Below are 25485 nucleotides of genomic sequence, written 5' to 3'. Positions count from 1 at the left end.
GCCTCACGCCGGGCCGAAGGGGCGGATGCGCGCCAGAGTGACACGAGTGACGCGAGTGACGCGAGACTGAGCCACGGCTCAGGAGGCCGGGTGGTCCTCGACTCCATCGGTCGCGGCTGAACGCTGCTCCAGCTCCCGCAGGGTCTCACGCAGTGCGGCTTCCGCGTCGACGCCCTCGGCCCGGGCACGACGGACGAGGTCCAGCAGCTGGGCGCCGACGTCCCCTGCCGCGACGGCCGCGTCGACGAGGTCGTCCCGGCCGGTCCGGTGCAGCCGCGACACGAACTTCTCGGCCCGGGCGAGGGCCGGGAGGGAGCTCGGCACACCCTCGAGGGGGTGCGTCCGGTGCTGCTTCTCGGCGGCCTTGATGGCCTCCCAGTTGGCCTCGACAGCATCAGCGGTGGCCGCCTCGACCTCCGCGAAGACATGGGGATGACGCCGGACGAGCTTGTCGACGAGGCCGCCGGCCACGTCGTCGATGTCGAACGGCTCGGTCGCGTGCTCCTCGGCCACGCGGGCCTGGAAGGCGATCTGCAGGAGCAGGTCGCCCAGCTCCTCCTGCATGTGCATGGGATCGCCGCTCTCGATGGCCTCGATCGCCTCGTGGGCCTCCTCGAGCAGGTAGGGGACGAGTGAGGCGTGCGTCTGTTTCGCGTCCCACGGGCAGCCGCCCGGCGAACGGAGCCGGTCCATGACGGCGACGACGTCGAGCAGGCGCGCACCGGGGACGTCGAAGGAGCCGATGAGCAGCTCGACGTCGGGAGGTTCGGGAAGTCGCGTCACCTCGACGGCGATGGCGTCGCTGAGGCCGGGGTCGCCATCGGAGGAGCCGACCCACACCACGTCGCCGACCTCGGAGGCCGCCACGAGGTCACGCGCCAGGTCGGCCGGGTGGGCAGGCTCGCGGGGCAGCACCTCGACGCCGGCCTCGACCAGCGCGGCGACCTGCGGCTCGTCGGGACGTCCCCACACGGCATACGCCTGCTCGAGGCTCGACCACGCCTCGCGGGTGAGGAGCCCCGGCGCGATGCGGGGGGTCGTGACGAGCAGGACGACGCGGGCAGTCACGGCGGCGAAGGTGGCAGGGCTACTGCGCGGCGGACGGCGTGGCGGGAGCAGGGTTGGCAGCGGGCTTGACCCAGTTGGGCGTCTGCTGACCGATCGTGAAGTAGACCGGTCCCTGGTCGGACTTCACGACCGAGCCGTACTTGGGGTTGACCGTGATGTCGGCCTTCTGGAGGTCGGCGCGATAGGCGGCGACGTCGGCCGGCGTCATCTTCTGCGACTGGATGAGGGCGACCGCCGCGACGAACTCCTTCGTCGTGTCGGTGGCGCCGGGGATCGAGGAGATGACGGAGGCGTAGGTCGCGTCGGGCTTCCAGCTGCCGGAGGTCGCGACGGCGTCCTTGAGCAGCGGCGCCGCGACGAGGGCCGTCACGACGATGTTCTCGGCGAAGTCGAGCTTGGCGGCCTTGAGCTGGTCGAACGTCTCGCGCACGTCGGACTCGTGGATGACCTTGCCGTTGACGACGGCGGCAGCCTGCTGGCGCGTCTCGAAACCGCACCCGCCGAGCAGCGACACGGCACCGAGCGTGGCGACGCCGACCACGGCCGCACGCTTCGCGGATTGAGCAGACCAAGCCTTCACGAATTTCCTCCTCTGGCGGATGCGTCTGACATCCTACGGTGCTCCCACGCCGGACCTGGTCGCACCCGACGATGCGGACGACGCCGACGATGCGGCCGCGATGTCGTCGAGCAGGACGGCCTGGATCAGCTGCCGCGCCCACGTGAGCACCTCGACGTCGCGCAGTGGCTTGCCACCGACGCGCGCCGTCATCGGGACGGGAACGAGGATGGTGCCGAGCGCCTCCTTGACGAGCGTGCCCGGATACAGGCGCATGAGGCGCAGCTGCTGGCTCTCGCGCAGCTCCTTGACCGGGCCGAAGCGCACGACCTTGCCCTGGACGCCGATGTCGCCGATGCGCGCGGCGCGGGCCACGACACGCAGTCGCGCGACCTCGAGGAGGTTCTGCACCGGCTTGGGCGGCGCCCCGTAGCGGTCGCGAAGCTCGGCCTCGATCTCGTCGACGGCCTCGAACGTCTCGACGGTCGCGAGCTTCTTGTACGCCTCGAGACGCAGCCGCTCTCCCGGCACGTAGTCGTGCGGGAGGTGGGCATCGACCGGCAGCTCGATCTTGATCTCGGCGGGCACGTCGACGGCGTCGCCGCGGAAGTCGGCAACGGCCTCGCCGATGAGGCGGACGTAGAGGTCGAAGCCCACGCCCTGGATGTGACCGGACTGTTCGCCGCCGAGCAGGTTGCCCGCGCCGCGGATCTCGAGGTCCTTCATGGCGACGGCCATGCCGGAGCCGAGGTCGGTGTTGCTCGCGATGGTGCGCAGGCGGTCGTGCGCCGTCTCGGTCATCGGCTTCTCGGGCGGGTAGAGGAAGTAGGCGTAGGCGCGCTCGCGTCCACGGCCCACGCGACCACGCAGCTGGTGCAGCTGTGACAGACCGAGCATGTCGGAGCGTTCGACGATGAGCGTGTTGGCGTTGGAGATGTCGAGCCCGGTCTCGACGATCGTCGTGCAGACGAGGACGTCGAACCGCTTCTCCCAGAAGTCCTCGACGACCTGCTCGAGGCGGTGCTCCCCCATCTGGCCGTGCGCCGTCGCGATGCGCGCCTCGGGGACGAGCTCGCGCAGTCGAGCAGCCGCCTTCTCGATGCTGCTCACCTTGTTGTGCACGAAGAAAACCTGACCCTCGCGCAGCAGCTCCCGACGCACCGCGGCGGTGATCTGCTTCTCGTCGTAGGCGCCGACGAAGGTGAGGACCGGGTGACGCTCCTCGGGCGGCGTTGCGAGAGTAGACATCTCACGGATGCCGGTGACAGCCATCTCGAGGGTGCGCGGGATCGGCGTGGCCGACATCGACAGCACGTCGACGGCTGTGCGCATCGTCTTGAGCAGCTCCTTGTGCTCGACGCCGAAGCGCTGCTCCTCGTCGATGATGACGAGCCCAAGGTCCTTGAAGCGCGCATCCTTGGCGAGCAGCCGGTGCGTACCGATGACGAGGTCGATGCTGCCGTCGGCCATGCCGGCCATGACCTCCTTGGCCTCCTTGTCGCTCTGGAAGCGCGACAGCGAGGCGACCTTGACCGGGAACTGCGCGTAACGCTCGGCGAAGGTCTGCTGGTGCTGGCTGACGAGCAGCGTGGTCGGCACCAGGACCGCGACCTGCTTGCCGTCCTGGATCGCCTTGAACGCCGCACGCACGGCGATCTCGGTCTTGCCGTAGCCGACGTCCCCGCAGATGAGCCGGTCCATCGGCACCTGCTTCTCCATGTCGGCCTTGACCTCGTCGATGCTGACCAGCTGGTCGGGCGTCTCGATGTAGGCGAAGGCGTCCTCGAGCTCGCGCTGCCACGGGGTGTCCGGCGCGAACGCATGACCCTTCGTGGCCTGGCGGGCGCTGTAGAGGCGGATGAGGTCGGCCGCGATCTGCTTGACGTAGCGCTTGGCCCGCGACTTGGTCTTGGTCCAGTCGGAGCCACCCATCTTGTTGAGGGTGGGCTCCTCGCCGCCGACGTACTTCGTCACCTGGTCGAGCTGGTCGGTGGGGACGAAGAGGCGGTCGCCCGGCTGGCCGCGCTTGCTCGGGGCGTACTCGATGACGAGATACTCGCGGGTGGCTCCGGCGACGGTGCGCTGCATCATCTCGACGAATCGGCCGACGCCGTGCTGCTCGTGGACGACGTGGTCCCCCGGCCGCAGCTGCAGCGGGTCGACCTGGTTGCGCCGGCGTGACGGCATACGCCGCATGTCCTTCGTCGACGTCGAGCTGCCGACCTGACCCGTGAGGTCGGTCTCGGTGAGCACCTCGAGGCGTGCGGCCTCGTCGACGAATCCCCTTCCGAGAGAAGCGGTCGCGATGAGGGCTCGGCCGCTCGGGACCGTGTCGGCGAGCCGGTCGACGGGCACCTCGTGGTCGCGCAGCACCTCCTCGACGCGCTTGGCGAGACCTGGCCCCTCGGTGACGACGGCGACCCGCCACCCGTCGCCGGTGCGCTCCCTGAGGTGGGCGACCGCCCGGTCCGTGTCTCCACGGAACGCCTCGGGGTCGACGGTCCCGAGGGAGAGCCGGACGTCGACGTCGTCATCCTCGATGACGAGCTCGGCGTCCGAGCTGAACGGGGTCAGCGTCCACCACGGACGTCCGGACGCAACGGCGTGCGCGCGCACCTGGGCGAGCGTCCAGTAGGAGGCCGAACCGAGGACCGACTCGAGGTCGACGGGCACGTTGTTGCCGGCGGCTGCGTTGGCCCAGCTGGCCTGGAGGAACTCGTCGCTCGTGAGGACGAGGTCGTGGGCGCGGGTGCGGATGCGTTCGGCGTCGGCCAGCACGATGATCGACTCGGTGGGCAGCACGTCGAGCACGGACTCCATGCCGTCGACGAGCGCGGGCGCCAGCGACTCCATGCCCTCGACCGCGATCCCCTCGGCGACCTTGGTCAGCATGTCGGCGACGCCGGGCAGCTGCGTGGCCAGCTCGGCCGCTCGCGCCCGTACCTCGTCGGTCAGCAGGACCTCGCGGCACGGCGGGGCCCAGAGACCGTGCTCGGCGACCTCGAGGCTGCGCTGGTCGGCGACCTTGAACCACCGCACCTCCTCGACGGTGTCGCCCCAGAACTCGATGCGGACGGGGTGCTCCTCGGTCGGCGGGAAGACGTCGAGGATCCCGCCGCGCACGGCGAACTCACCGCGACGCTCGACGAGGTCGGTGCGCGTGTAGGCCGCGGCGGCGAGCGCCTCGACCACGTCGGAGAGCGGCTGCTCGTCGCCGGGACGCAGCGCCACCGGCACGAGGTCACCCAGACCCTTCGTGATCGGCTGGAGGACCGCACGGACCGGCGCGACGACGACCGACAGGGGGCCGTATGCCGTGTCGTCGGGGTCGGGGTGCGCGATCCGCCGCAGGACGGCCAGTCGCCGGCCGACCGTGTCGCTGCGGGGCGAGAGGCGCTCGTGCGGAAGGGTCTCCCAGCTCGGGAAGACGGCAACGGCGTCGCGCGGCAGGAAGGCCTCGAGGGCCGCGGCCAGGTCGTCGGCCTCACGTGTCGTTGCCGTCACGACCACGACCGGCCCGGCGTCGCCGGCGGCGCGCGCCAGGGCCGCGACGAGGAACGGACGGCTGCCGTCGCTCCCCGACACGTCGACGAGCTGGGCCCGCCCCACCTGCTCGAGCACCCGGCGGGCGGTGGGCTCTGCCTGCCAGGCGTCGAGGAGCCCGGACAGGCGAGCCGGGGTTCGGGTGGTGGTTGTGCTCATGAGCAGACGTCCCAACATTTCAGACGGCGATCGACAGGTCCCCCGACGCGCAGGCAGCATGACGGACCCACGTCGATCGGACACGGGGTGCCCCACCAGAGTAATCGCGCCGCGAGCACAGCTTCACCGCGCCGGCACGGTCACGCCGTACCCCGTCAGATCGCTGCCGTCAGCCCCAGCGGGGTGCGGTGCTGGGAGAAACCGGACAGGTCGGCCCAGTCGTAGCCGAAGGCGGCTATGTCCTCGGCGTGGCGAGACCCGATGATGCGACGCTGCCATGCGCCCGGCCGCCACCAGCCCTCGTACGACGCCCACCGTTCCGCATAGGAGTCGCTGTGACTCCTGCTGAGCTTCGAGGAGTCGATCGGCTGACTCAGGCCGAGGAACGACTGCACGCGCTTCAGCTCCTCGTCCGGGCTCTGGATCAGGCGTTCGTAGTGCACCACGAGCAGCCGGTCGAGGTGTGGTGCGTCGGCCGCCAGGATCGTGTGAGCCGCTAGCCAGTGCTCCACCATCTGGTTGAGCGACTGGAACTTGCGAGGGTTGGTGGACGTGATGCGTCGCCACTTCTTGTTGGACAGGGCGACCGCCACCGGATGCCGGACCACGACGATGAGTGCCGACCCGGGGAACTGCGCCTGGAGGAAGCGGCCCATGATGATGTTCGGCGGGGACTTCTCCACGAGGAACGTCCGGCTGGTGTCCCAGAAGGGGACCCAGCTGTCGAGCATCGCCTGCGCATTCGCCGGCGACGTCAGCGGTGACGCCTCAGTGAGGTGCGCCTCCGGTCGGTGGGCGAACCGGCCGGACCCGCCGTAGACCTTCGCCTTGGGGTAGACCCGCTGGAGGTGTTGTCCTTCGTCCTCGCGGACCCCGGTGTTGACGAGTCCACTGATCTCCGGGTTTCCGTCCAGGATCTTGGCGAAGGGCGTCGTGCCGCTGCGGTGCAGTCCGCCGACGAACACGAGTCGCTTCGGGTCGGGATCGAGGCTCATAGCGTGCTCAACAATTCGGAGACCGTTCGGTTGGAGGCGATCTGGACCGGTACCGCACCGACCTTGGCCGACCCGGTGGCCCCCGAGCCACCCTGGGCGGCAACCGGCTTGACGACCTCACCAGGACCGAGCTTGATCATGACGTCGCCGGCCGGGCTCCAGGCGAACACCTGTGTCTTGCCGTCCTTCTCGAGGGCCACCCCGCTGAGGCCCTTCCCCGAGACTGCGGTCGCCGTCGCGCCGGCCGCGGCCTGGGCCATTGCCGTGAAGGCGGTGCCGGTCAGACGCGTTGAACCATCCGGGTTGAGCAGGCCGTAGCGCGGTTCGTTGCTGTTGCGTCCGACCGGGTTCATCACGAGCGGGAGCCACAGCACGCGCCGAACCCCGCCGGCGAGCAGGAGGGACACGGTCTTGACCATCTCCTGCGCGCGCTGCTCGTCGGTGAGGGTTCCGTCCTTGAGGAACTGGCCGACCTCCCACGCCTCTATCGGCATGCCGGCTGGAGTCGTGGCCTTGAGGTAGTCGACGAAGGCAGGGGCGGCTTGCCAGCTCTCGTAGAAGTGCACCTGCCTGATGTCGACCACCTTGTCCTTCTGGAGCTTCTCGGCGAGCGCGAGGTACTCGAGGTTGCGCGCCGCCTGGGGAGCGGCGAGAGCCGCAGAGAGACTCGCCCCGTCCGTGACGGACTGGAGCTGTTCGCCACGCGTTCCGATGCGGCGTGAGTAGTAGGTGTTCCAGGCCTTGACCGCCTCGGCGACCTTGCCCTGGTCCATCAGGCGTTTGGCGATGGCCGCCCCGTATGCCGTGCTGCTGATTCCCGGGTCGGCCACCGCTGCAGCCGGGTCCGCGGCGCGGATCGAGGCCGCGGCAGCCTTGGCCAGGGACTCGAACTCGGTGGTGCTGCCGCCCCAGAACGACTCCGAGTTGATCTCGTTCTCGACGGCGTAGGTGTGCACACCCTGGGCGGAGTAGCGCTTGACGACCGAGGAGACGAACGCGTTGTACTTGCTCATGTCCTTGGGCATGAAGGACTCGGTCTTGTTCTTGGTACCGCGCACGTGCTGCGGGTCGCTCTGGGTGGTGGCCCAGCAGGAACCGACCCGGATCTTGATCATCAGCTGCGCACCGACGGTCTTCGCCTTGCGGGCAACGGCGTCCATGGTTGCCCAGTCCTGCTTGCCCTCGGTCGGCTCGATGTCGCACCAGACGAGCTCGTAGAACGTCGAGCTTCCCGACAGGTTCTTCAGGTACGGCGAGACGATGTCGAACCGCGACCAGTCGTACTTCGCGCCGAGCGGGGCGGTGAGGTCGGCAGCCGTCCCGGAAGGTGGACCACTCGGCGTCCCGGTGGGGCTGGTCGTCGGGGGTCTGTTGACGTCGGCCGGGCCGGTGCAGGCGCCGAGCAGCAGGGCGCCGACCACCACGCCTGCTGCGGTGCGCATCGCCGCGGTCCTGGTCCTCATGAGGCGCTTCTCCCGCCGGCCGCGGACGAGTCCTGGTCCGCCGACCGGCGGTTCTGGGCCTCGCGCGCGGCCTCGAGACGCTCGTGGACCTCGGTGGCGAGTGCGCGGACTCGAGGATCGATCTCCAGCGGCATCGTCCCGTGCGAGACCCTGCGATCGACGTGCTCGTCGAGCTGGGGCCGGTAGGTCACCCCGACGAACCGGCAGAGACGCCGCATCTCGTCCGCCGGGTGGGCGGCGAAGGCGTCGTAGGACACCAGCAGCACGTCCTCGCGACGGTCGAACCCGAGCTCGAAGAACAGCTGGTTGCGGATGGCCCAGAAGAGCACCGCCGCGGTGACAGGAGTCATCGTGTCGAGATCGAACGACTGGACGAGCTCGACACTCGCCCTGGGCAGACGCTCCCCCTGCCACCGCATCTCACCCTTGCCGGCGGCGATGTCACGTAGGGCCAGAAGGTTGGCCGGCCCGAACTTGGAGACTTCCGACCGGGCCCGGGAGTCCGGGTCGCGGTAGACCCAGACCCCGCGTCCCGGGGCCAGCCCGTCGATGTCCAGGAAGGTGTCGAGCAGCTGCGAGTCACAGATCGGCTTGACGAAGACGAACTGCTGCCGGCTCGCCATGACGGTCGAACGCAGCACGTCGACGGACCTGATCCGGAAACGGTGGAACAGCACGCGGTCGTTCTCGTTGCGCACCTCGGTCTCGGGCGCCTCGTCCAGCCCACGCATGAGCATGTTGGTCCCCGACCGCTGGAGTCCGACGACGTAGACGGGCACGGCCGAACCAGGCGCGACGGGGTGACGGTGACGCCACCGGCGCTTGCGGGCGGCCGCTCGCAGCCGAGGGCGCGGGTCGAGGCGGTCCTCCTCGATGACCCGGCCGACACCTTCGGTCCGGGCCCAGTGGATCCGGCGCACGATCTTGCGGGTCAGGTGCTGCCTCGGGGTCTGCGGACCCGTCGGCGGATTCACGTACCGGTCCCACCACGCGCTCATCGCTCGACCACGTCCAGCCACTGCGCCTTCACCAGGGCTTCGAGCTCCGCGAGGCGGTCCGGGCAGGTGTGCTCGACTCCCGTCCAGAGCGCGTCCAGCGAGTCCACGGCAGCGTCGAGGAAGCCGAGGGAGAGGAAGGCCGCATACTCCCGCTCAGGCAACCGCAGTGCGGGGGCGAGGATCGCGGTGTTGTCGATGACCTTGCTCGGACGCGGGTCGATGCGGTGCATCGACGGTTCGAGAAGGCCTCCCGAGCGGTAGAGGAGGGCCAGTCGGTGTCCACCGTCGCCGAGGTGGAGCACCCGTGGGACGAGGACGCCGGAGTCGCTGACCGTGGGGCGAGCCAGACGGCGCAGCATGATCGGCTGGCGGGCATCGAAGCCGCGCTGCTGAAACGACTCGAAGGTGCGGACCGCGCGTTCGACCCGAGCGGCGTACGCGTCGGCGACGTCCCGTGGCTCGTTCAGCACCCACGGGAAGAAGCGACGGAGCTCGACCTCACGGAACCACACCGCGTAGGGATGCTCCGCCACCGACGACACGAACTCATCCATCGACTGGCCGTCCGGTCGCGCCGCCACCGCGTCGAACAGCTGCGCCCGCACGACCACGTCGTAGCGGAACGGGCTGATCAGCCGAGCCACGTCGACGCTCTCGGTCCCGTCGCGCTTGGGCCTCCACGTCGCTGCACGGCGCACCGTTCGTCGTGCGGTTGCCACCACGGATCGTGCCACGCTGTTACGTCCCCTCCGTCGAACATCGACAGCCGGGCGTCCCCCCCGGGGTCCCTCAGAGCCGATGCTGTCCCGGCTCATTATTGATCGGCTGCCGAGCTCGCACGGGAGAACCGCAAAATGTGCTCAAGCCAGCCGAATCGGCCGACCGTTCCCCACGATTCGCGGACATCTCGGGACGGCATGTGGTCAACTGTGCGAGTTCAGAAGGGACCGGCGATGCGCATTCTTCACGTCAACAAGTTCCTCTACCGACGCGGAGGCGCAGAGGGCTACATGCTGGACGTCGCCGCCCTCCAACGGTCGGCCGGACACGAGGTCGGCTTCTTCGGCATGGACCACCCGGAGAACGAGACTCCGCAGCCCCTGGGTCGGACCTTCCCGTCGTTCGTGGAGCTGGAGCCTGCACCCAGTGGGTGGGCCGGCATCAAGGCCTCGGCGCGGATGGTGCGGTCGAGCTCCAGCGCCCGAGGGATCGAGCAGGCGATCCGCGAGTTCCGACCCGACATCGTGCACTGCCACAACATCTACCACCAGCTCTCCCCCGCCGTGCTGCGGCCGGTGAGTCGCGCCGGCATCCCGTGCGTCATGACCCTCCATGACTACAAGCTGGCCTGCCCCAGCTACCAGATGCTCGACCACGGACGTCCGTGTGATGCGTGCGTGGGCCACGGGACGTGGCACGCTGCGGCGCACCGGTGCAAGAGCGGATCCCTTGGCGGGAGTGTGCTTCTCGCGGTCGAGTCGGGACTCCATCGCGCTTTCGACGCCTACGGCCCGGTCGACGCCTTCGTCAGCCCCAGCCGTTTCCTGGCTGCGGTGATGGTGCGCCAGGGCATCGCGGAGGATCGGATCAGCGTGGTGAACAACTTCACCCACATCCCCGAGCCTGCGCAGGATCCAGTGCCCGGCGAGGGCTTCGTCGTCGCTGGACGCCTGTCGCACGAGAAGGGCGTCGACACCGCCATCCGGGCGATCGGCCGTCTGTCGAGCGCCTGCGTCCTCCACGTCGCAGGAGACGGTCCGGAACGACCGAGCCTGGAACGGCTGGCGGCCGAGGTGGCCCCGGGTCGGGTGGTGTTCCATGGCCGCCTCAGCGCGGACGAGCTCGCTCCGCTGGTGCGGCACAGCCGCGCCCTGCTCGTGCCCTCGCGCTGGTACGAGAACCAGCCGATGACCATCCTCGAGGCGTTCGCCGCCTCGACCCCCGTCGTCGTCACGGACATGGGCGGGATGCCCGAGCTGGTGGAGCCCGGCGTCCACGGTCTCGTCGTTCCCGCTGACGACGACGCCCTCCTCGCCGGAGCCCTGGCTCGCCTGGACTCGAACCCCGAGGAGGCGGTGGCCATGGGCGTCGCCGGCCGCCGTCGGCTCGAGCAGGACTTCGCTGCCGCTGCGCACCTCTCGAGGCTCGAGGTCGTCTACGACAAGGCCTCGACGCGGGCGGGTCGATCGACGAAACCGCCTGTCGCGCAACGATCGGAGACCTCCCGGTGAGCACCCATCCGGCCTCCACGAAGGTGCTCTTCGTGGCTGGCACGGGCCGCAGTGGCACGACGATCCTCAGCACGATCCTGGGTCAGCTCCCCGGTGCCATGGCCGTCGGCGAGCTCCGCTACGTCTGGGAGCGCGGCTTCCTCGAGGACCACCGGTGCGGATGCGGCCTGCCGTTCAGCCAGTGTCCCGTCTGGAGGGCCGTCGTCGACCGCGCCTACCAGGGCGCCCCGCCACCCGACCCGCTCGCAGTGTCGCAGGACCTGCTGTCCCGGCTGCGGATGATGCGCATCCCCTCGATGGTGCTGCGCCAGCTCAGGGGTCGACCGGCCGTGCCGCCGCACCCCAACGACGACACGATCGCTGCCCTCTACAGCGCCCTGTCCGAGCTCGAGCATCCCGCAGTGATCGTGGACTCCTCGAAGCTGCCGCCCTACGGCAAGATCCTCGAGCGCCTTCCCGGGATCGAGCTCTACGTCGTCCATGTCGTCCGGGACCCGCGGGCCAACGCGTTCTCGTGGCGTCGGGTGAAGGTGACTGGCGACCGCGACGACGACGACGCCACCATGGAACGGCTCGAGCTGTGGCGCTCGTCGGCGATGTGGGTCGTGTGGAACTACCTCGTCGAGTTCTGGTGGCCCGTCAAGCGCGGACGCACGGTCCGGATCCGCTACGAGGACTTCGTCGATCGTCCGCGCGAGACCGTCGAGCGCATCGCACAGCTGCTCGACCTCGACACCAGTCCGACCCCCTTCGTCGACGAGCGCAGTGTCAGGATGCAGCCGACCCACACGGTGGCCGGCAATCCCAACCGGCACGACCGGGGCCTGGTCACGCTCCGCCCGGACGAGGAGTGGCGTCGGGCCATGCCGGTGCTGCAGCGGGCTGTCGTGTCACTGTTCACGCTGCCGGGACTGCGCCACTTCGGCTACTCGGTCCGGGGCTGAGCTGCGAGGGCGGCGGCGTGGAACGCTGTCGGCGCCCCCGGCACCGTCAGCGCCGCGGCGACGGGCGTCGCCTGCACGACCTCGCTGAGCGCGCTGTCGCCAGCGCCGTTGCGAGTGAGCACGGCATACGTGCACGGCGCTGTTGACTCAAGGGCATACACCGTTCCCGTGGTAGACGGAGTCCAGCTGACGTCGAAGGTCCCGGTCGCCGGAAGGTACGTCGCGAGCCGCGCCGCCGGGTAGGAGCGACCGCTCGTGTCCGTCGGCCGTGCCTCAGGGTGGTCAGGGCGTTCCGCGGAACAGGGTCAGACCCTGGGCCACCGTGTTGCGGTCACCGGCGACGGTGAAGTCGCCACCGACGAGCAGCCCCTGTGGGACGGCTGCGAAGGACCACACACCCATGGGTGAGTCGAATGCCGGGGCATAGTCGGTCAGCGCTCCGTCACTCGCTCGGAAGGCGAAGAACCTCTGCTGGGCCACCTGCGTGGGAACGGTCGGGGACTGCCAGCAGTAGCCGCCGTTGCCCTTGTCGCCGCCATGGGTGCCGTAGTAGAAGGTCCCGTTCACCTCGAGCGTGCCTTGCATGCCGCCGTTGCAGGCCGTGCTCCAGTTGAGACCGTTGGCCTTGGTCTGCGAGAGGTTGACCGCGTCCCACTGGTAGATCCAGTCGGGACAGACGTCGCCTCCGTAGAGCCGCTGCCCGTCGTCACTGAGCTTGAGACTGACGATCCAGTGGTAGATCCCACAGCTGCGGACCCCGCCCAGCTGTTTGGGCAGCACTGCCCCGGTGGCCCCGCTGAGGGCCACGACACCATCACTCAGGGCCACGCCGTTCACGGTCTTGAAGGGCCCGGCGAGGAAGACCCGCGAGTTGTCGGGGGCGACAGCCAGGGACAGCACCATGCCTTCGTGGTACGTCGTCCCAGTGGGTCCGTTGGTGTTCGCGGTCCACGTGGTGTCGACGGAGCCGTCGACGGCCGAGATGCGGGCCGCATGCGCTCGGGCCACCTTGCCGATCTGGGTGAACTGGCCGCCGAGGTAGACGAAGCCCTGCCGCACCGCAATCGTGTAGACGTCCTTGTTCACCTTGGCCACGAAGGCCGCGTCGAGGGCACCGGTGGTGGCATCGACCGCAGCGATCCGTTGGCGGGTGACCCCGTTGACGGCCTTGAACGTGCCGCCTAGGTAGAGCTTGGTGCGGTCCGCGTTCAGGTCCAGGTCGACCACCATGTTGTCGGCGTCGGCCCTGAAGGTGGGATCGAGGGTCCCCGTGGCGAGGTCGATCTTGGCGACGCCCCGGCGATACTGGCCACCGGCGCTGACGAAGTCGCCGGCCATCACCGTGGTGGCACCCAGGTTGGTGAAGGTGCGGACCCGGGCCCCCGGCATCGGCAGCCACGGCGTGAGCTGCCCGGTGGCCACGGAGTAGGAGGCCGCGTCGTGGCGCAGACTGCCCTGGCTGGTGGTGAAGACGCCGCCGACGTACACCGTTCCTCCTACGACCTGGAGGGCCTGGACCTCGACGGCGCAGGCGGGGAGGGTGTAGGTCGACTTGAGCGTGTGCGGAGCCTGGCATCCGGCCAGCGAAGCGCTGAAGCTGGTCAGCACCCCCGCTGAGGTGTACGCGCCGACCTGCGTGCGGTTCTGTCCGGACAGCTGGCTGAACGTGCCACCCACGAACGTCGTCCCGGTCGCCGGGTCCGTCGCGATGGCTCTGACCGTCCCGTTGGCCGAGGCCGCCCATGGCAGCACCGCACCGCCGCCGTCGACGGCGGCCAGACGGGAACGACTCGTGGTGCCGGCAGCACTGGTCACGCTGGTGAAGTCGCCACCGAGCTTCACGGTGTCCTGGGCGCTCGTGGCGCCGCCCTGGATGTCCAAGGCGTACACCGGAGCGTTCGTCTGCGCCGCGAATGTCGGGTCGCTGGCGCCATCGGCCAGCTGGACCCGGGAGAGGTAGGCGCGGCTGGCGCCGTTGAGGCTGGTGAACGAGCCACCCACATAGACCTTGCTGCCGACCACCGCCACGGCGTTGACCGTGGCGCTGGCCGACGCCTGCCAGGTCGAGATGACGTTGCCGTCCAGACCGATGGCGGCGAGACGGGACGAGCGCACGCCGTTGACCGTGTCGAAGTCTCCTCCGATGATGAGCCGGTCAGCTGCGACGGCGATCGACTTGACCGAACCGGTCTGTGCCTTGGCGACCCCCTTGACCGTGACGGTGGTCGTCACGGCGGACGCCGGCCACGAACGGTCGACGCTTCCGTCGGACTTGATGTGCACGAGGCCCTGGCGCCGCACGTCAGAGACACGCGAGAAGTCGCCGGCTAGGTAGTAGCCGCCCTTGCCGTCGGGTGCGGACGCGTTGACTGTGCCGTCGACGACGTTGGAGGACGGCGCCACGGCACCCGAGCTCGAGTCGACCGTGACCGCTCGACCTGTGGTGGGACCGACGTAGTCGAACCCACCCGCGATCCAGGCCTTGGTCCCGTTGGAGACGATGTCGACCACGCGACCGTTCGTGCCCCAGAAGGTGCCGTCGGCGCTCGGCGAGAGCGCCGGACCCGCGGGCTGGACCGTCGCGGCCGACGCCACCGGCGCCGTCACCGACAGCGTTGCTGCGACGGTCAGGCTTGCCGCGGCGGCGGCAGCGAGGGTGAGCCGGACCCCTGTGGATCGATCCGATCGCCCCCGACTGCCTGACGCGTGTCGGCCCAGTGCACGGATACGAGATGTCCTCATGAATGCTCCACAGGTAACGAGCGAGCGACGGCTCGCCTCCCCCAGGCGGTGCACCGAACGGCGCCCACCGGTCCTGCCCCCCAGGACCAACGAAAAGGACCTTAGCAACAAGGAAGAATGCAAAAAGCGCTTTGCGGAGAACACATCGCGGATATTTACGTCTCAGCACACAAAAAGTGCAGACAACTGATGCAAACACGCCCTTTCCGACCACGCGCCTGACCGGGGAAAGGATGCGCACACTCGGCGAATACGACAAGTCGGATATGTATTGCTAAGAGGATATTTGCTCTGTCGGGGCATAAATACGCATGGCCGATTCGCGTCCTCGCGATAACTCTTTGCGTTATTTTGCTGAGACCGCGGCACCGTGCTGCCGAGGCGACCGCGGGGCGTCGCCGATCAAAACGTCTCAACTGGGGGAACTCACATGCGTACTCGACTTCCGTTTGCCGCGCTCTGTACCACCGCCTTGGTGGTGGGGGGCGCATCGGCCGCCATGGCCGCCGTCGCTCCAACTGCCGTCCGGCCGTGCGCTCAACCGAACGGGCGGGTCAGCTCCATGGCGATCAGTGGGGGGACCCTCTTCATCGGGGGCACCTTCACCCAGGTCACGGACCGGTCCGGAAAGGCCCAGGTGCGCAGCCGGCTGGCCGCGATCGACGTCGCGACCTGTGACCTGACGTCCTGGACCGCAGCCGCGAACGGCGAGGTCCTGTCGATCGCCGTCTCCGGCAGCACGGTCTACGTCGGCGGCTCCTTCACCAACGTCGGCGGCGCAAGCCGGAGCAACATCGCGGCCCTGAGCGTCGCCAGTGCACAGGTGCAGTCGTTCAGCCCCGTGATCAACAAGCCGGTGAGGGCGCTCGCCGCGTCCGGCTCCAGCCTGTACGTCGGCGGCGAGTTCGCCAAGGTCGGGGCCGCGAGCCGGTCCAAGCTGGCCGCCTTCTCCCTCGCCAGCGGCGCCCTGGACCCGGGCTGGCAGCCCAAGGCGAACGCCAAGGTCAACACCTTGGCTCTCAGCGCCGACGGCGGGAGGGTCTACGTCGGGGGGCTCTTCACCACCTTGAACGGGCAGGGCGCCTACCCCTACCTCGGCGCCGTGAGCGCCGCCACGGGCAAGAACGACTCCGGCTTCGCCCCGCACTCGCTGTTCCCGGTCCTGAAGGTCGTCGCCGACGCGCAAGGCGTGTACGTCGGCCAGGCCGGCTCTGGCGGCCACCTCCTCCTGCTCAAGCAGGACGGCACCCTGCAACAGCAGGTCTACCAGCTGGACGGCGACGTCCAAGCTGTCGCCGTCGACGGCGACTCGGTCTTCGGTGGTGGCCACTTCACCAACTACTGCGTCGGCAACACGGGAGCCGGGGCGCCCTTCATGTGTGACAAGAACCTCCCGAGGCGCAAGGTGCTCGAGGTCTCGTGGTCAGGAGGACAGGTCACCTCCTGGGCTCCCACCCTGGACAGCCCGTTCGGCGTGCTCTCGGCCGCGGTCGACCCCAACACCCACGACCTGTGGCTCGGCGGCGACTTCACCAAGGTCGCCGGACAGCCTGTCGCGCACCTGGCCAAGTTCACCGCGCGCTGACCACCTCGAAAAGCCCCTGGCGCCGTAGCGACCAGGGGCTTTTCGTGGTGTGGATCAGCGTTGGAAGGTCAGGAGACCGCTACCCGACGACCCGCCCGCGGACGCGGTGACGCTGATCTTCTCCCGGGCCTTCGGGTGCTTGTCGACGAGCTCGGCGGAGCACGATCCGCTGGAGTTCGTGACGCAGGGGTTCTGGTTGACCCGGAAGAGCGCGTCCTGGGCGTCCGAGTCGGTCCACGTCACGACGACGCCGCGAACCGGCTTGCCGCTGCTGTCGCGGACCTTCGCGGTGTACGTCTGGGTGCCGTCGGGAAGGTAGTTGAGGCACGAGTTGGGCGCCAGCTGCCGCTCGGGCTGCGACTTGGGCACCGAACAAGTCACCGTGACCCGATAGCTCGTCGCCGCCTGTGCGGGCAGCGCCATGCCGCCCCAGGCTGCCGCTGCAGCAGCCACGCTCATCAGCGCTATTCCCCTATGCATGTCCGTCTCCTCTGGATCAGGGTGGGGCCACGCCAGCCCCACCAAGTGACTTGTCGTGTATCGCTCAGAATGCGTTCCTGCCTCAGTTCCGGGGGCTGCCGGCGGTGTCGATGACGAGGCCCATGGAGCCCGCCACGCTCTGCCACGGCGTGAACTTGAAGTTGGTCCCGCCCTCGGGGGCGTCCTTCCCGTCCTGGGTGACGAGCATGCCCTGCGGGTACTTCGGACCCATGTTCACGTTGATGACATCCAGGCCGTCGGTGGCGTTCACCGCGTCGAACGCCCCGCCGCCGATGGCGAGCGTTCCGAGATAGCTCGAGCCGTTGCGGCTGAAGACGGTGAAGATCGACTTCTGCTGGTTAGAGATGATGAGGTAGCCGTTGGAGGTCGTCCCAGCCCGGTAGAGGCCGATGCCCTCCAGGTCACCCGGAAGGTAGGACTCGCCATAGCTGGTCGAGGCGGCGTCGATCTTGCACTTGTCGCTCACGACGCTGTACTTCTGGCCGAACCGGGTCAGCTTGTGGACGAGCACGGGGTCGGTCAGGTCGGTGCTCATCTTCCACAGACCGACGATCTCCTGGTCGGCCCAGAGCGTTCCCGTGTCAGGGTCGACGACCATGCCCTCGGCATGCGCCACCCAGTCGGGGTGCTTCGGGTTGAAGCAGGGTTTCCACGTCGAACCGTTCGGAAGAGTGAAGTGGTCCGGCAGGCTCAGTGACGCCACGCGCTGATAGCTCACCTTGCCGCCACCGGCGTCGGTGAGCACGAGCTTGGCCAGGTTGGTGGTGTTCTCCTGCGTCACGAACACCTCACCCTTGCCGGTCGCCCGGTTGCGCCACCCAGCGAGACCGTAGGTGGTCTTGGAGTTGATCTTCTTGGTGCCCCCGAAGACGAGTGGAGCGGAGCTCGCCGTGACCTCGCTGAGCGGCGCGGTGGCGCTGGCGCCGTTGATGGCGAAGATGTGCAGCTTGTCGGTGCCGCGGTCGCTCAGCACAGCCAGATCGCGAGTCGTCCCGCCGAGGTTGATGCCGTAGAGGACCTCGATGTTGTTGTAGCGACTGCCCGACGGAATCGGCACCGTCTGCACCAGCGAGCCGTCCGTCCGGTACACGTCCACACCGGCCTCCTTGACGGTGCCGATGACCAGGCTCTTCGACGGGTCACTCGGATGGACCCAGAACGACGGGTCGTCCGCATCGTTCGTGCCGGCCGGTTTGCGGTCGATGGTCTCTGCCGTCGCCGCGACGGTCGACGTCGCCGCGTAGGCCGCCGGCCCCAGGGCCACGAGCGCCGCCCCTGCTGCGGCAATGGCCATTCGGTGGATCTGCTTGCCCATGTCCTAACCTCCCCCTCGAGCGCCCCCGACGTGCCACCCCCCGGTGGAAATGTGTCGACCCTCTTCGACAGACGTCCCAGGCACCGCTTCGAATTGCTCGACCATAAGGCGGCCCCGAGCCTGCGGTGGCCCATTGCTGAGAATTGGCTGAAAGTCGTCCCCTTCGCCGTATGTATGCCGTGCGGGCGGCGGCCCCCGTCAGGCAGTCCCTGCAGACACGACACCCACATCAGGCCTGCTCTGCAGGTCGTTGGAACCCCGCGGTCCCGACGCGTAGGTACGCGAGACATACCTTGCGGCAGCGGCGAAGGCGATCAGGTACCACAGGCTCACCACGTTGGACATGACGTTGGCTGCCATGCTGTCCAGCACGAAACAGACCGCACACCCCAGCGCCCCTGCCGCAACCCCACCCTCGAGCGTGCTCCTCGGCGCTCGTTGCACGGCACGGCGCGCGTTGCCCACCAATGCGACAAGCATGCAGGTGTAGAAGGCCAAGCCGACGAGGCCGGTCTCCACATAGGCCCGGATGAAGTCGTTGTGCGGCTGCTTGGCCGCATCGGTCTGGTACTGGGTCGAGTCGAGCCCGATGCCCGTTACGGGATTGGCGTTGGCCAGAGGAATGACCTCGGTCCAGTAGTGCAGACGCCACACCAGGGTGTTCCCGGTCGGGGTCCCTTGCGGAACGCTCCCGCTGTCGAGAGTCCCGAAACGGGCAGCCACACCGGGCAGGGCGATCAGGGCGGCGACTCCGATCGCGACCAGACCTGCGATGAGGCCCTTGCGCTTCTGCACCAGGGCTATGACGACAACCCCGGCGACCGATCCGAGAATGGCTGTACGGGTCAGGGTGAGGAGCATGAACACCGACGAGAGACCCAACATCGCGACGAAGAGGAGCTTCAGCTTCGGCTTGACGTACGGATAGATCGCGATCCCGAAGACCAGGAGGAAGGCGAGGTAACGGGCGAAGGTGTTCGACTGGTTGAAGGGCCCCGTGAGCCGCGTGAAACTCCCTCGCACCTCAGAGCTGGGCGAGCCGGTCAGGATCCCGAAAAGGGTGAAGCCGAGCGGTACGAGCATGGCGCCATAACAGGTGACCAGGACCCGGATCAATGCAGCTCGGGACGTGATGAGCTGCTCGAGCACGATGAACATCATCACCACCGTGCCGATCCGGAGCACCTCGAGCACGCTTGCCTGGGGTTGGATCGACCCGACGACGCTCAGTGCACATGCGGCCAGGAATGCGAGCATCGCTGTGCGCAGCCTCGAGCCCGCGACGAGCTGGCCGCTCCGCAGACGACCCGCCAGCCAGACCACTGCCGCGAGCAGGAACAGCACACCCACGATGCTGGAGGGATCGAGTCCGCGCTGGGAGGCAGTGTTGCCGACGGCCGTCCCCGTCGAGTTCGAGCTCAGCTTCAGCAGGTCCAGGGTCGGCCGCACCGCCAGAAGGAGGAGCACGAAAGCCGAGAACCGGGTCAAGGCCAGCAACCCCAGGCCGACGGCGACCATGGCGACCACGGGAAGCACGGCCCGCGTCTTGTCGCCCCCGACAATGCTGAGGCCGCTGACCAGCGCCCCCGCCGTCACGAGCACCACCAAGGCCATCTGCAGCACGACGGTCAGCGCCGACCTTCGCGCACTGCCGGGACTCGCGTGGCGACCCTTCCGTGCCTGCGCCGGCCCTCTTGGCGCCCACTGCTGTGCGATTTGCGATGGTGACATGCTGGCCCGAGTGCTTTCCCTGTGACTGCATGGTGAGGTCGATCGAAACCTCCTGCCGGGTCCACTATGCCCCGCGGTCACGGCTTCTCGTGGTGCAACGACGGAAGTGACCCGGGCAAGTTCGCAGAGCGCGCCACCGGAACGGTCGAAATGCTTGCGGCACAATACTTCTCATGGTCCGACACAGCGAATCGACCCAGTGTCGTTCTCGACGCAGGACGGGAAGCTCCCGGTCGACGAGCGACAGCGCGCAGTCGGATCAGCAGGTCTTGGACAGGATCTGCGCACCGTTGGCACTGACCTGAATTGCATTGTCACGCAAGGACACCGCTGACTGGGTGGCCTTGTCAGTGGCCGCGGTCTCCGCCGCGATCGTGGATCGAGCTGAGGCCACGGCAGCCTGGACGTTGGGCATGGATGCGAGCGTCGAGCGCTGGGCCGTTACCGCTCGCTCCACGGTCGTGGCGGCCTGCGCCAGCGCAGCGAGCTGCGCGCGTCGCGAGACGAGAGCGTTGATGACGGCGTTGGCGCTGTTGACGGCCACGCCGGCCTTGGTCCGGCCGATGCCGTTCTGCGCCAAGGCTGCCGGGCAATTACGAGGGCTGCCGTAAACGGCGGTCCGAATGGCCGTGATTGTGGCTCGGGCCTGTCCCAGTGCGACGTTGCCCGCCTGCAGCTGCTTTCGGGCGCCATCGAGCGACACCACGTTGCGCTTCTTGCTCGAGAGGTCGTCGATGGCCGCCGCCAGGGCCGCGCCGACCGCCGGACCCGGCGCCGGCGCTGTGACCGACGAGCTCGGCTTGTTGCTGGACATGGTCACGGACGGGAGCGGAGCAGTGGTCGACGTGGACTCCGTCCTCGTGACGGCTGCTGTCGAGACCGGCGCCGCGACGCCCTGACTGGACGTGCAGCCGGCCAGGGCGCAGACCGCCGCCCCCAACACCGCCAGGCCGTGAGCGGCCTGCCGGGCACTCTGGCCCCCTGTGGCGCTCGCGGTGAGTTCTTGCGTTCTCGTCATGGTGCAACTCACTGGTCTTCTTCCTTGTCGGGCGGGGTGCATGCCGCGACCTGGCCCCGCTGGGACTGTAACCGTTCAGTTCTCGAGAGGTGCCCTTTCTGGAGGTTTCCGTGGAATTCGCGAATCCCCAGTGCAGCGCCAGTCCGCCGGTTAGGCTCGAAATCGCTCGAGCGGCGCCGGGTCACAAGGACCATGGGGGGAACGTGCTCGCGCCGGGAGAGATTGTGATGTCACGCCGTTCAATGGGGGCCACACTGGCTCCGCTGCGCGCGCGGCTTTCGCGCGGTGAGCGACTGCTGCCGGGATACCTGGTCGTGGGTACCAAACGAGGAGGCTCGACCTCGCTCGCCGAGTGGATCACGCTGCATCCCCAGGTGGGGCAGAGCAGGTCCGGCAAGGGCACGCACTACTTCGATGTGAACTTCGATCGTGGATTCCACTGGTACACATCGCAGTTCCCGAAACTCGACGAGAGTTTCGGGCTCGTCGGGGAGTCGAGCCCGTACTACATGTTCCACCCGCTCTCCCCGCGCCGGATTCGAGACGCGCTGCCGGATGTCAAGATCGTCATGTGCCTGCGGGATCCCGTGGCTCGCGCCTGGTCGCATCATGCGTACGAGATGGCGCGCGGGCACGAAGACGAATCCTTCGAGCGCGCTTTGGATCTCGAGGCTTCACGCCTCGAGGGCGAAGAGGCTCGGATCGTTGCCGACCCGGCGTACTCGGCAGTCCACTGGCGCTACCACGCCTACCTCCGCCGCGGACACTACGCCCAGCAGCTGCAGACCTTCCACGACCTCTTCGGACCCGAGCAGGTTCTCGTCGTCCAGAGCGAGGCCCTGTTCGCCGACCCGCACGGCCAGATGGACCGCGTCTTCTCGTTTCTCGGCCTCGAGCCGCACCGGAGCGACCAGCTCGAGCCGCGCAACGCCAACAAGCCCTACGGCGAGATGACTCCGGCGACCTTCGCTCGTCTCGTCGACTACTACACGCCCTTGAACGACCAGCTCCGCGCCATGCCCGGGATCGACTTCGCCTGGGACTACGACCGCTGAGCCCACCACCTGCACGCACCCGTGACGGACGACCGAACCGTCGACCGACATCGTTTCTCACCAAGATAGGAACACCATGGAGATCATCGATTACCTCCGCATCGCCCGTCGGCGGTGGTGGATTCTTGTCGCCGTGCCCGTACTGGCTGGGTTGGCGGCCGCCGTCCTCATCCTCTCGGCACCCGCCTCGTACACCACGACCGCCACCGTGTCGTCGGGAGCGCTGGTCAGCAGCGATGGCAGCCCCTTCAGCGGGCCTCAAGGGACGGCCCAGTTCGTCGCCGCCTTCACTGCTGCCTCACAGAACCCGCAGACGCGACAGGCCGTTCAGACCCAGACCGGTGTGAGCGCTGTCGATCAGGCCGATGGCGTCGCGGTCACCCAGGTCGGAACCAGCAGCGACATCCAGGTCGCCTTCACCAGCGGGGACCGCAAGCTGTCCGCGGCTGTGGCGAATGCGACTGCCAAGGAGACCCTGAAGCACATGGTCACCGTACGTGCTGACCAGGCGGTGGCCACGCGTGATCGGGCCCAGCAGTCCGCTACGGATGCCAATGCGGCGATCGATGCCCTCGCGACGAAGTACCAGATGGCCGACCCGCCGAAGGCGTACCAGACCCAGCTCGGCCAGGTCGCGAGCCTGCAGCAGCAGCAGGCCACCATGCGAGCCAGCGGAAACGCGATCGGTGCTGCGGCCATGGACGCGCCCATCGCCGCGGCGAAGAAGGAGCTGGTGGCGTTCCTGCCGATCCTGGCGGAGTACAACGACCTCAACTCACGCCAGACCGCGGCGAGCAGCGACCTGGCGCAGGCCCAGGCAGAGTGGCGTCATGCGCTGGCGCTCAAGGCGGCCGCCACGTCTGACGGTGTCGTCTACCTCGGACCGGCGACCCCCGCGGACAAGAAGGCGACACTCGTCGCCACCCTCCCCGTCATCATCGGAGTCGGCCTGTTCCTTGCGGTTCTGCTCGTTCTGCTGATCGAGGTGACCACTCGTCTGCGCGGACGGAAGACAGCAGCGGTCGACGAGGAAGCAGTGGTTGCTGAGCACGACGAGCACGCCACGGGGCCCGACGCCCACACCATCAACGGTCACGAGCCGTTCAACGCCGACGCATCCCCGGTCGCAGGCTCGACGAGGACGCGCAGCATCGACGATCCGGACATCCTCAGTGACACCGAGCAGGAGGCTGCGCCTGAGGCGGCGAGGAGCCGTGTCTGACGGGAGTCACCAGCCCATCTTCATCGTGGGCTGCCAACGGTCCGGCACGACGATGCTCCGACTGATGCTCGACTCCCACTCGCAGATCAGCTGCGGTCCGGAGACGCGCTTCCTCGAGGACCTGGAGCGCATCGTCGGGCCGGACTGGAAGCGGCTCTCACAGTTCGGCTACTCGCAGGAGGAGTGGCTGAGGCGGATCCGCGTGTTCTTCGAGGGAATCCAGAGCGACTACGCCCGTTCGCGCGGGAAGACGCGGTGGGCAGACAAGAGCCCGCGGTACGCGTTGCACATTCCCTTTCTCCTGCAGGTCTTTCCAGACGCGCAGATCGTGCACGTGATCCGGGACGGTCGCGACGTGGCGGTCTCACACCGCAAACGGTTCGGGTACTGGTCGAGTGTCAAGTCGTCGGTGAAGTGGCCGCGCTACATCAGCGCAGCCCGCAGCGCCGGCCTGGCGCTGCCGACGGGCTCGTACTACGAGCTCCGCTACGACCACCTCGTGGGCGACACGGAGCGGACCCTGCGGTCGCTGCTCGAGTGGCTCGGTGAGGACTGGGAGCCGGAGGTTCTCGAGTTCGCGACCAAGAAGCACGATGTCCCTGAGCGCTACCACCGGCAGCTCGCTGCACGCAACCAGAAAGCCGGGACTGACGGCAGCGTGTACGCGTCGCGGGTGGGGACCTACCGCGCTGAGCTGGATCCCCTGGTCCGCAGCCTGTTCTGGTTCACCTCAAGGAGGACGCTGCGCGAGCTGGGGTACTGAGCCCACGCGGGCCCGAACCCAGGGAGAGGCGGTTCGAGCTGAACCGCCTCTCCCTGTGTGCTGCGCACTGCAATGCGCCCTCGAGGCTCAGGACAGACGGTGGCGGAGGCGGCGCAGGGCACGCACGTCCTCCGGGTGGGGTCGCAGGACCACGATGAAGGCGAGGTACACCACGGCACACGCGGTCGCACCGACGACGAGGGACGTGACCCAGCTGTCGATGACGTGGTTGACCAGCACACCGACGCCGGCAGCCGGGAGAGCTGCCAGCACGATCTTGCCGGTCGAGGCCCCGTCGGCGCGGATGCCGACGATCCTCCAGGCCTGCATGACCTTGACCGCGTTGACGATGATGATCGATGCGCTCCAGGCCGCCGCTGCACCCACGATCCCCCAGCGGGGGATGAGGAGCAGGTTCAGCCCTATGTTGACGACGAGGATGAGGGCATTGTCGAAGAGGCTCAGTCCGACTCGTCCCGACATGTTGAGCACGACGCCGCACGGTCCGGCGGCTGCGCCGACGAGCTGACCACACGCGAGGATGACCGTGACGATCGCGCCCTCGGTGAACCCGCCGCCGAAGACTCTGAGCAGCTGCTGGGGGAAGACGAGCAGTACGACGAAGGCCGGCATGGACAGGAGCAGGGTCCAGCGGGTTGCGCTGCCGTAGGCCCGGGCTGCTCCGGCGTAGTCCTGGGAGTGGTGCAGGTGGGCCATGTGGGGGGCGAAGGTCGCGGTGATCGGCGGCAGGACGAAGACCGCCAGCGTGACCAGCCTCGTCGCGACGTTGTACACGCCGACCTGTCCGGCATCGGTCATCGCCCCGAGGATCAGGGTGTCGGCCCAGATCAGGCCGGTGGCGGCGAGAGCAGACGCCCAGCTGATCATCGAGAACGACATGATGTCCCTGATCGTGTAGACGGCTCGCTCCTGCGGCACGTGCTTCATCCGGAACCAGAGCGCCCCCAGGGCGAGCAGAACCGTCACCCACGACGCGATGACCAACGACCACATCGCCCCGAGGTACCCATAGCCCAGCCACAGCGCCGCGACGGTCAGGGCCAGACGTAGGACCGGGTCGAAGATGCGGCCGATGAGCGTGTACGCCTTCTGGCTCCGCCACCCCTGCGTGGCTGCCAGCGCTGCCTCCGACAGCGCGTGCGCCGGCAGCGTCAGCGCCACCAGGCGAACTCCCGTCTCCAGCTGGGCATCGCCCATCACGCGCGCAATGGTGGGCGCGAGCAGACCCAGGGCCACCGCCAGCGCGAGGGAGCCGGCGGCGGTGATCCCCATCCCGAGGCGCACCGTCCCACGCAGCCGCGACACATCCGCGTCGGCCAGGTGGATCGCGACGAAACGTGTGAGCCCGGAGCGGAAACCTGCCATCGCCAGGAGGCCGAGCAGGGAGAGCAGCGCGAAGCACTCGGCATACCGGCCGACGTCGTCCTTGCCGAGGACGTGCGCCAGCAGGGTCACGATGGCGAAGAGGGCCGACTGCTGCAGGATGGCGCCGGCTAGGTTGAGCCCGCCCCCACGGGCCATCCGGTCGCTGTCAGCGCGACGGTCCGACTTCGATGTCGATGTCTCCACGGA

21 protein-coding genes are annotated in these 25485 nt (G+C 68.4%); 7 read left to right on the top strand and 14 right to left on the bottom strand.

Going from position 1 to position 25485, the window contains the following annotated elements:
• Window positions 1-78 precede the first annotated feature (78 nt).
• The 7 genes from AB4030_RS03125 to AB4030_RS03095 all read right to left on the bottom strand — a co-directional run bounded on the left by AB4030_RS03125 (window position 79) and on the right by AB4030_RS03095 (window position 9519).
• Window positions 79-1068, bottom strand: a complete 990-nt coding sequence (locus AB4030_RS03125; RefSeq protein ID WP_442277724.1) for a MazG family protein — start codon at window positions 1066-1068, stop codon at window positions 79-81.
• A 19-nt stretch (window positions 1069-1087) separates the two neighbouring features.
• Entirely contained in the window at window positions 1088-1609 is a 522-nt protein-coding gene (locus tag AB4030_RS03120; protein WP_442277723.1) for a hypothetical protein, read from the bottom strand.
• A gap of 72 nt (window positions 1610-1681) precedes the next feature.
• A complete protein-coding gene (gene mfd / locus AB4030_RS03115) occupies window positions 1682-5329 on the bottom strand; it encodes a transcription-repair coupling factor (protein WP_442277722.1) in 3648 nt (1215 codons plus the stop codon).
• 155 nt (window positions 5330-5484) lie between these two features.
• Window positions 5485-6324: a sulfotransferase family protein gene (locus AB4030_RS03110; RefSeq protein WP_442277721.1), complete on the bottom strand. Its 840-nt coding sequence runs from the start codon at window positions 6322-6324 to the stop codon at window positions 5485-5487.
• The gene (locus tag AB4030_RS03105; RefSeq protein WP_442277720.1) at window positions 6321-7787 is read right to left on the bottom strand and encodes a hypothetical protein; all 1467 of its coding nucleotides are present in this window, start codon (window positions 7785-7787) and stop codon (window positions 6321-6323) included. The genes AB4030_RS03110 and AB4030_RS03105 overlap by 4 nt, the downstream gene beginning before the upstream one ends.
• Window positions 7784-8761 (bottom strand): hypothetical protein, encoded by a 978-nt coding sequence (locus AB4030_RS03100; protein WP_442277719.1) that lies wholly within the window; start codon window positions 8759-8761, stop codon window positions 7784-7786. The genes AB4030_RS03105 and AB4030_RS03100 overlap by 4 nt, the downstream gene beginning before the upstream one ends.
• Before the next feature lie 20 nt (window positions 8762-8781).
• On the bottom strand, window positions 8782-9519 hold the full coding sequence (locus AB4030_RS03095; RefSeq protein ID WP_442277718.1) for a hypothetical protein: 738 nt from the start codon (window positions 9517-9519) through the stop codon (window positions 8782-8784).
• Window positions 9520-9738: 219 nt separating this feature from the next.
• On the opposite strand from AB4030_RS03095, the gene AB4030_RS03090 reads away from it, so the two are divergent.
• Together AB4030_RS03090 and AB4030_RS03085 are read left to right on the top strand one after the other, a co-directional pair.
• A complete protein-coding gene (locus AB4030_RS03090; protein WP_442277717.1) occupies window positions 9739-11016 on the top strand; it encodes a glycosyltransferase in 1278 nt (425 codons plus the stop codon).
• Entirely contained in the window at window positions 11013-11960 is a 948-nt protein-coding gene (locus tag AB4030_RS03085; protein WP_442277716.1) for a sulfotransferase, read from the top strand. The genes AB4030_RS03090 and AB4030_RS03085 overlap by 4 nt, the downstream gene beginning before the upstream one ends.
• Here AB4030_RS03085 and AB4030_RS03080 read toward each other — a convergent pair.
• Entirely contained in the window at window positions 11942-12121 is a 180-nt protein-coding gene (locus AB4030_RS03080; RefSeq protein WP_442277715.1) for a hypothetical protein, read from the bottom strand. The two genes, AB4030_RS03085 and AB4030_RS03080, sit on opposite strands and share 19 nt — an antisense overlap.
• A 121-nt stretch (window positions 12122-12242) precedes the next feature.
• Window positions 12243-14702, bottom strand: coding sequence for a hypothetical protein (locus AB4030_RS03075; protein ID WP_442277714.1), 2460 nt, complete (start codon window positions 14700-14702; stop codon window positions 12243-12245).
• A gap of 562 nt (window positions 14703-15264) precedes the next feature.
• On the opposite strand from AB4030_RS03075, the gene AB4030_RS03070 reads away from it, so the two are divergent.
• On the top strand, window positions 15265-16287 hold the full coding sequence (locus AB4030_RS03070; protein WP_442277713.1) for a hypothetical protein: 1023 nt from the start codon (window positions 15265-15267) through the stop codon (window positions 16285-16287).
• Between the two features lie 54 nt (window positions 16288-16341).
• Here AB4030_RS03070 and AB4030_RS03065 read toward each other — a convergent pair whose 3' ends face one another.
• The 4 genes from AB4030_RS03065 to AB4030_RS03050 all read right to left on the bottom strand — a co-directional run bounded on the left by AB4030_RS03065 (window position 16342) and on the right by AB4030_RS03050 (window position 20540).
• The gene (locus tag AB4030_RS03065; protein ID WP_442277712.1) at window positions 16342-16767 is read right to left on the bottom strand and encodes an Ig-like domain-containing protein; all 426 of its coding nucleotides are present in this window, start codon (window positions 16765-16767) and stop codon (window positions 16342-16344) included.
• Window positions 16768-16849: 82 nt separating this feature from the next.
• Complete coding sequence (locus AB4030_RS03060; RefSeq protein WP_442277711.1) at window positions 16850-18103, bottom strand: phytase; 1254 nt, start codon at window positions 18101-18103, stop codon at window positions 16850-16852.
• A 198-nt stretch (window positions 18104-18301) separates the two neighbouring features.
• Window positions 18302-19717: an O-antigen ligase family protein gene (locus AB4030_RS03055; protein WP_442277927.1), complete on the bottom strand. Its 1416-nt coding sequence runs from the start codon at window positions 19715-19717 to the stop codon at window positions 18302-18304.
• Between the two features lie 376 nt (window positions 19718-20093).
• Window positions 20094-20540 (bottom strand): hypothetical protein, encoded by a 447-nt coding sequence (locus tag AB4030_RS03050; RefSeq protein ID WP_442277710.1) that lies wholly within the window; start codon window positions 20538-20540, stop codon window positions 20094-20096.
• A gap of 28 nt (window positions 20541-20568) precedes the next feature.
• Here AB4030_RS03050 and AB4030_RS03045 point away from each other — a divergent pair, with 28 nt between their 5' ends.
• The 4 genes from AB4030_RS03045 to AB4030_RS03030 all read left to right on the top strand — a co-directional run bounded on the left by AB4030_RS03045 (window position 20569) and on the right by AB4030_RS03030 (window position 23892).
• Window positions 20569-20733 carry a hypothetical protein gene (locus tag AB4030_RS03045; RefSeq protein ID WP_442277709.1) on the top strand — a complete coding sequence of 55 codons (165 nt, stop codon included), beginning with the start codon at window positions 20569-20571 and terminating at the stop codon, window positions 20731-20733.
• A gap of 229 nt (window positions 20734-20962) precedes the next feature.
• Window positions 20963-21907 (top strand): sulfotransferase domain-containing protein, encoded by a 945-nt coding sequence (locus AB4030_RS03040; RefSeq protein WP_442277708.1) that lies wholly within the window; start codon window positions 20963-20965, stop codon window positions 21905-21907.
• Window positions 21908-21983: 76 nt separating this feature from the next.
• Window positions 21984-23129, top strand: a complete 1146-nt coding sequence (locus AB4030_RS03035) for a hypothetical protein (RefSeq protein ID WP_442277707.1) — start codon at window positions 21984-21986, stop codon at window positions 23127-23129.
• Window positions 23122-23892 carry a sulfotransferase family protein gene (locus AB4030_RS03030; protein WP_442277706.1) on the top strand — a complete coding sequence of 257 codons (771 nt, stop codon included), beginning with the start codon at window positions 23122-23124 and terminating at the stop codon, window positions 23890-23892. Before AB4030_RS03035 ends, AB4030_RS03030 begins: the two co-directional genes overlap by 8 nt.
• Window positions 23893-23979: 87 nt before the next feature.
• Here the strand turns inward: AB4030_RS03030 and AB4030_RS03025 are convergent, their stop codons facing one another.
• Window positions 23980-25482 carry an oligosaccharide flippase family protein gene (locus AB4030_RS03025; protein ID WP_442277705.1) on the bottom strand — a complete coding sequence of 501 codons (1503 nt, stop codon included), beginning with the start codon at window positions 25480-25482 and terminating at the stop codon, window positions 23980-23982.
• Window positions 25483-25485 lie beyond the last annotated feature (3 nt).

It is taken from the genome of Terrabacter sp. 2YAF2 (assembly GCF_052114705.1).
Taxonomy (GTDB): domain Bacteria; phylum Actinomycetota; class Actinomycetes; order Actinomycetales; family Dermatophilaceae; genus Terrabacter.
The sequence above is the reverse complement of the archived record's forward strand: the minus strand, read 5'-3'. Positions and strand labels throughout refer to the sequence as shown.

Excerpts from the sequence above, each read along its gene's own strand:
- mfd (WP_442277722.1), bottom strand. The coding sequence starts at position 5,329 with ATGAGCACAACCACCACCCGAACCCCGGCTCGCCTGTCCGGGCTCCTC.
- AB4030_RS03110 (WP_442277721.1), bottom strand. The coding sequence starts at position 6,324 with ATGAGCCTCGATCCCGACCCGAAGCGACTCGTGTTCGTCGGCGGACTG.
- AB4030_RS03105 (WP_442277720.1), bottom strand. The coding sequence starts at position 7,787 with ATGAGGACCAGGACCGCGGCGATGCGCACCGCAGCAGGCGTGGTGGTC.
- AB4030_RS03090 (WP_442277717.1), top strand. The coding sequence starts at position 9,739 with ATGCGCATTCTTCACGTCAACAAGTTCCTCTACCGACGCGGAGGCGCA.
- AB4030_RS03075 (WP_442277714.1), bottom strand. The coding sequence starts at position 14,702 with ATGAGGACATCTCGTATCCGTGCACTGGGCCGACACGCGTCAGGCAGT.
- AB4030_RS03070 (WP_442277713.1), top strand. The coding sequence starts at position 15,265 with ATGGCGATCAGTGGGGGGACCCTCTTCATCGGGGGCACCTTCACCCAG.
- AB4030_RS03065 (WP_442277712.1), bottom strand. The coding sequence starts at position 16,767 with ATGCATAGGGGAATAGCGCTGATGAGCGTGGCTGCTGCAGCGGCAGCC.
- AB4030_RS03060 (WP_442277711.1), bottom strand. The coding sequence starts at position 18,103 with ATGGGCAAGCAGATCCACCGAATGGCCATTGCCGCAGCAGGGGCGGCG.
- AB4030_RS03055 (WP_442277927.1), bottom strand. The coding sequence starts at position 19,717 with ATGGCCTTGGTGGTGCTCGTGACGGCGGGGGCGCTGGTCAGCGGCCTC.
- AB4030_RS03045 (WP_442277709.1), top strand. The coding sequence starts at position 20,569 with ATGGCCGCCGCCAGGGCCGCGCCGACCGCCGGACCCGGCGCCGGCGCT.
- AB4030_RS03035 (WP_442277707.1), top strand. The coding sequence starts at position 21,984 with ATGGAGATCATCGATTACCTCCGCATCGCCCGTCGGCGGTGGTGGATT.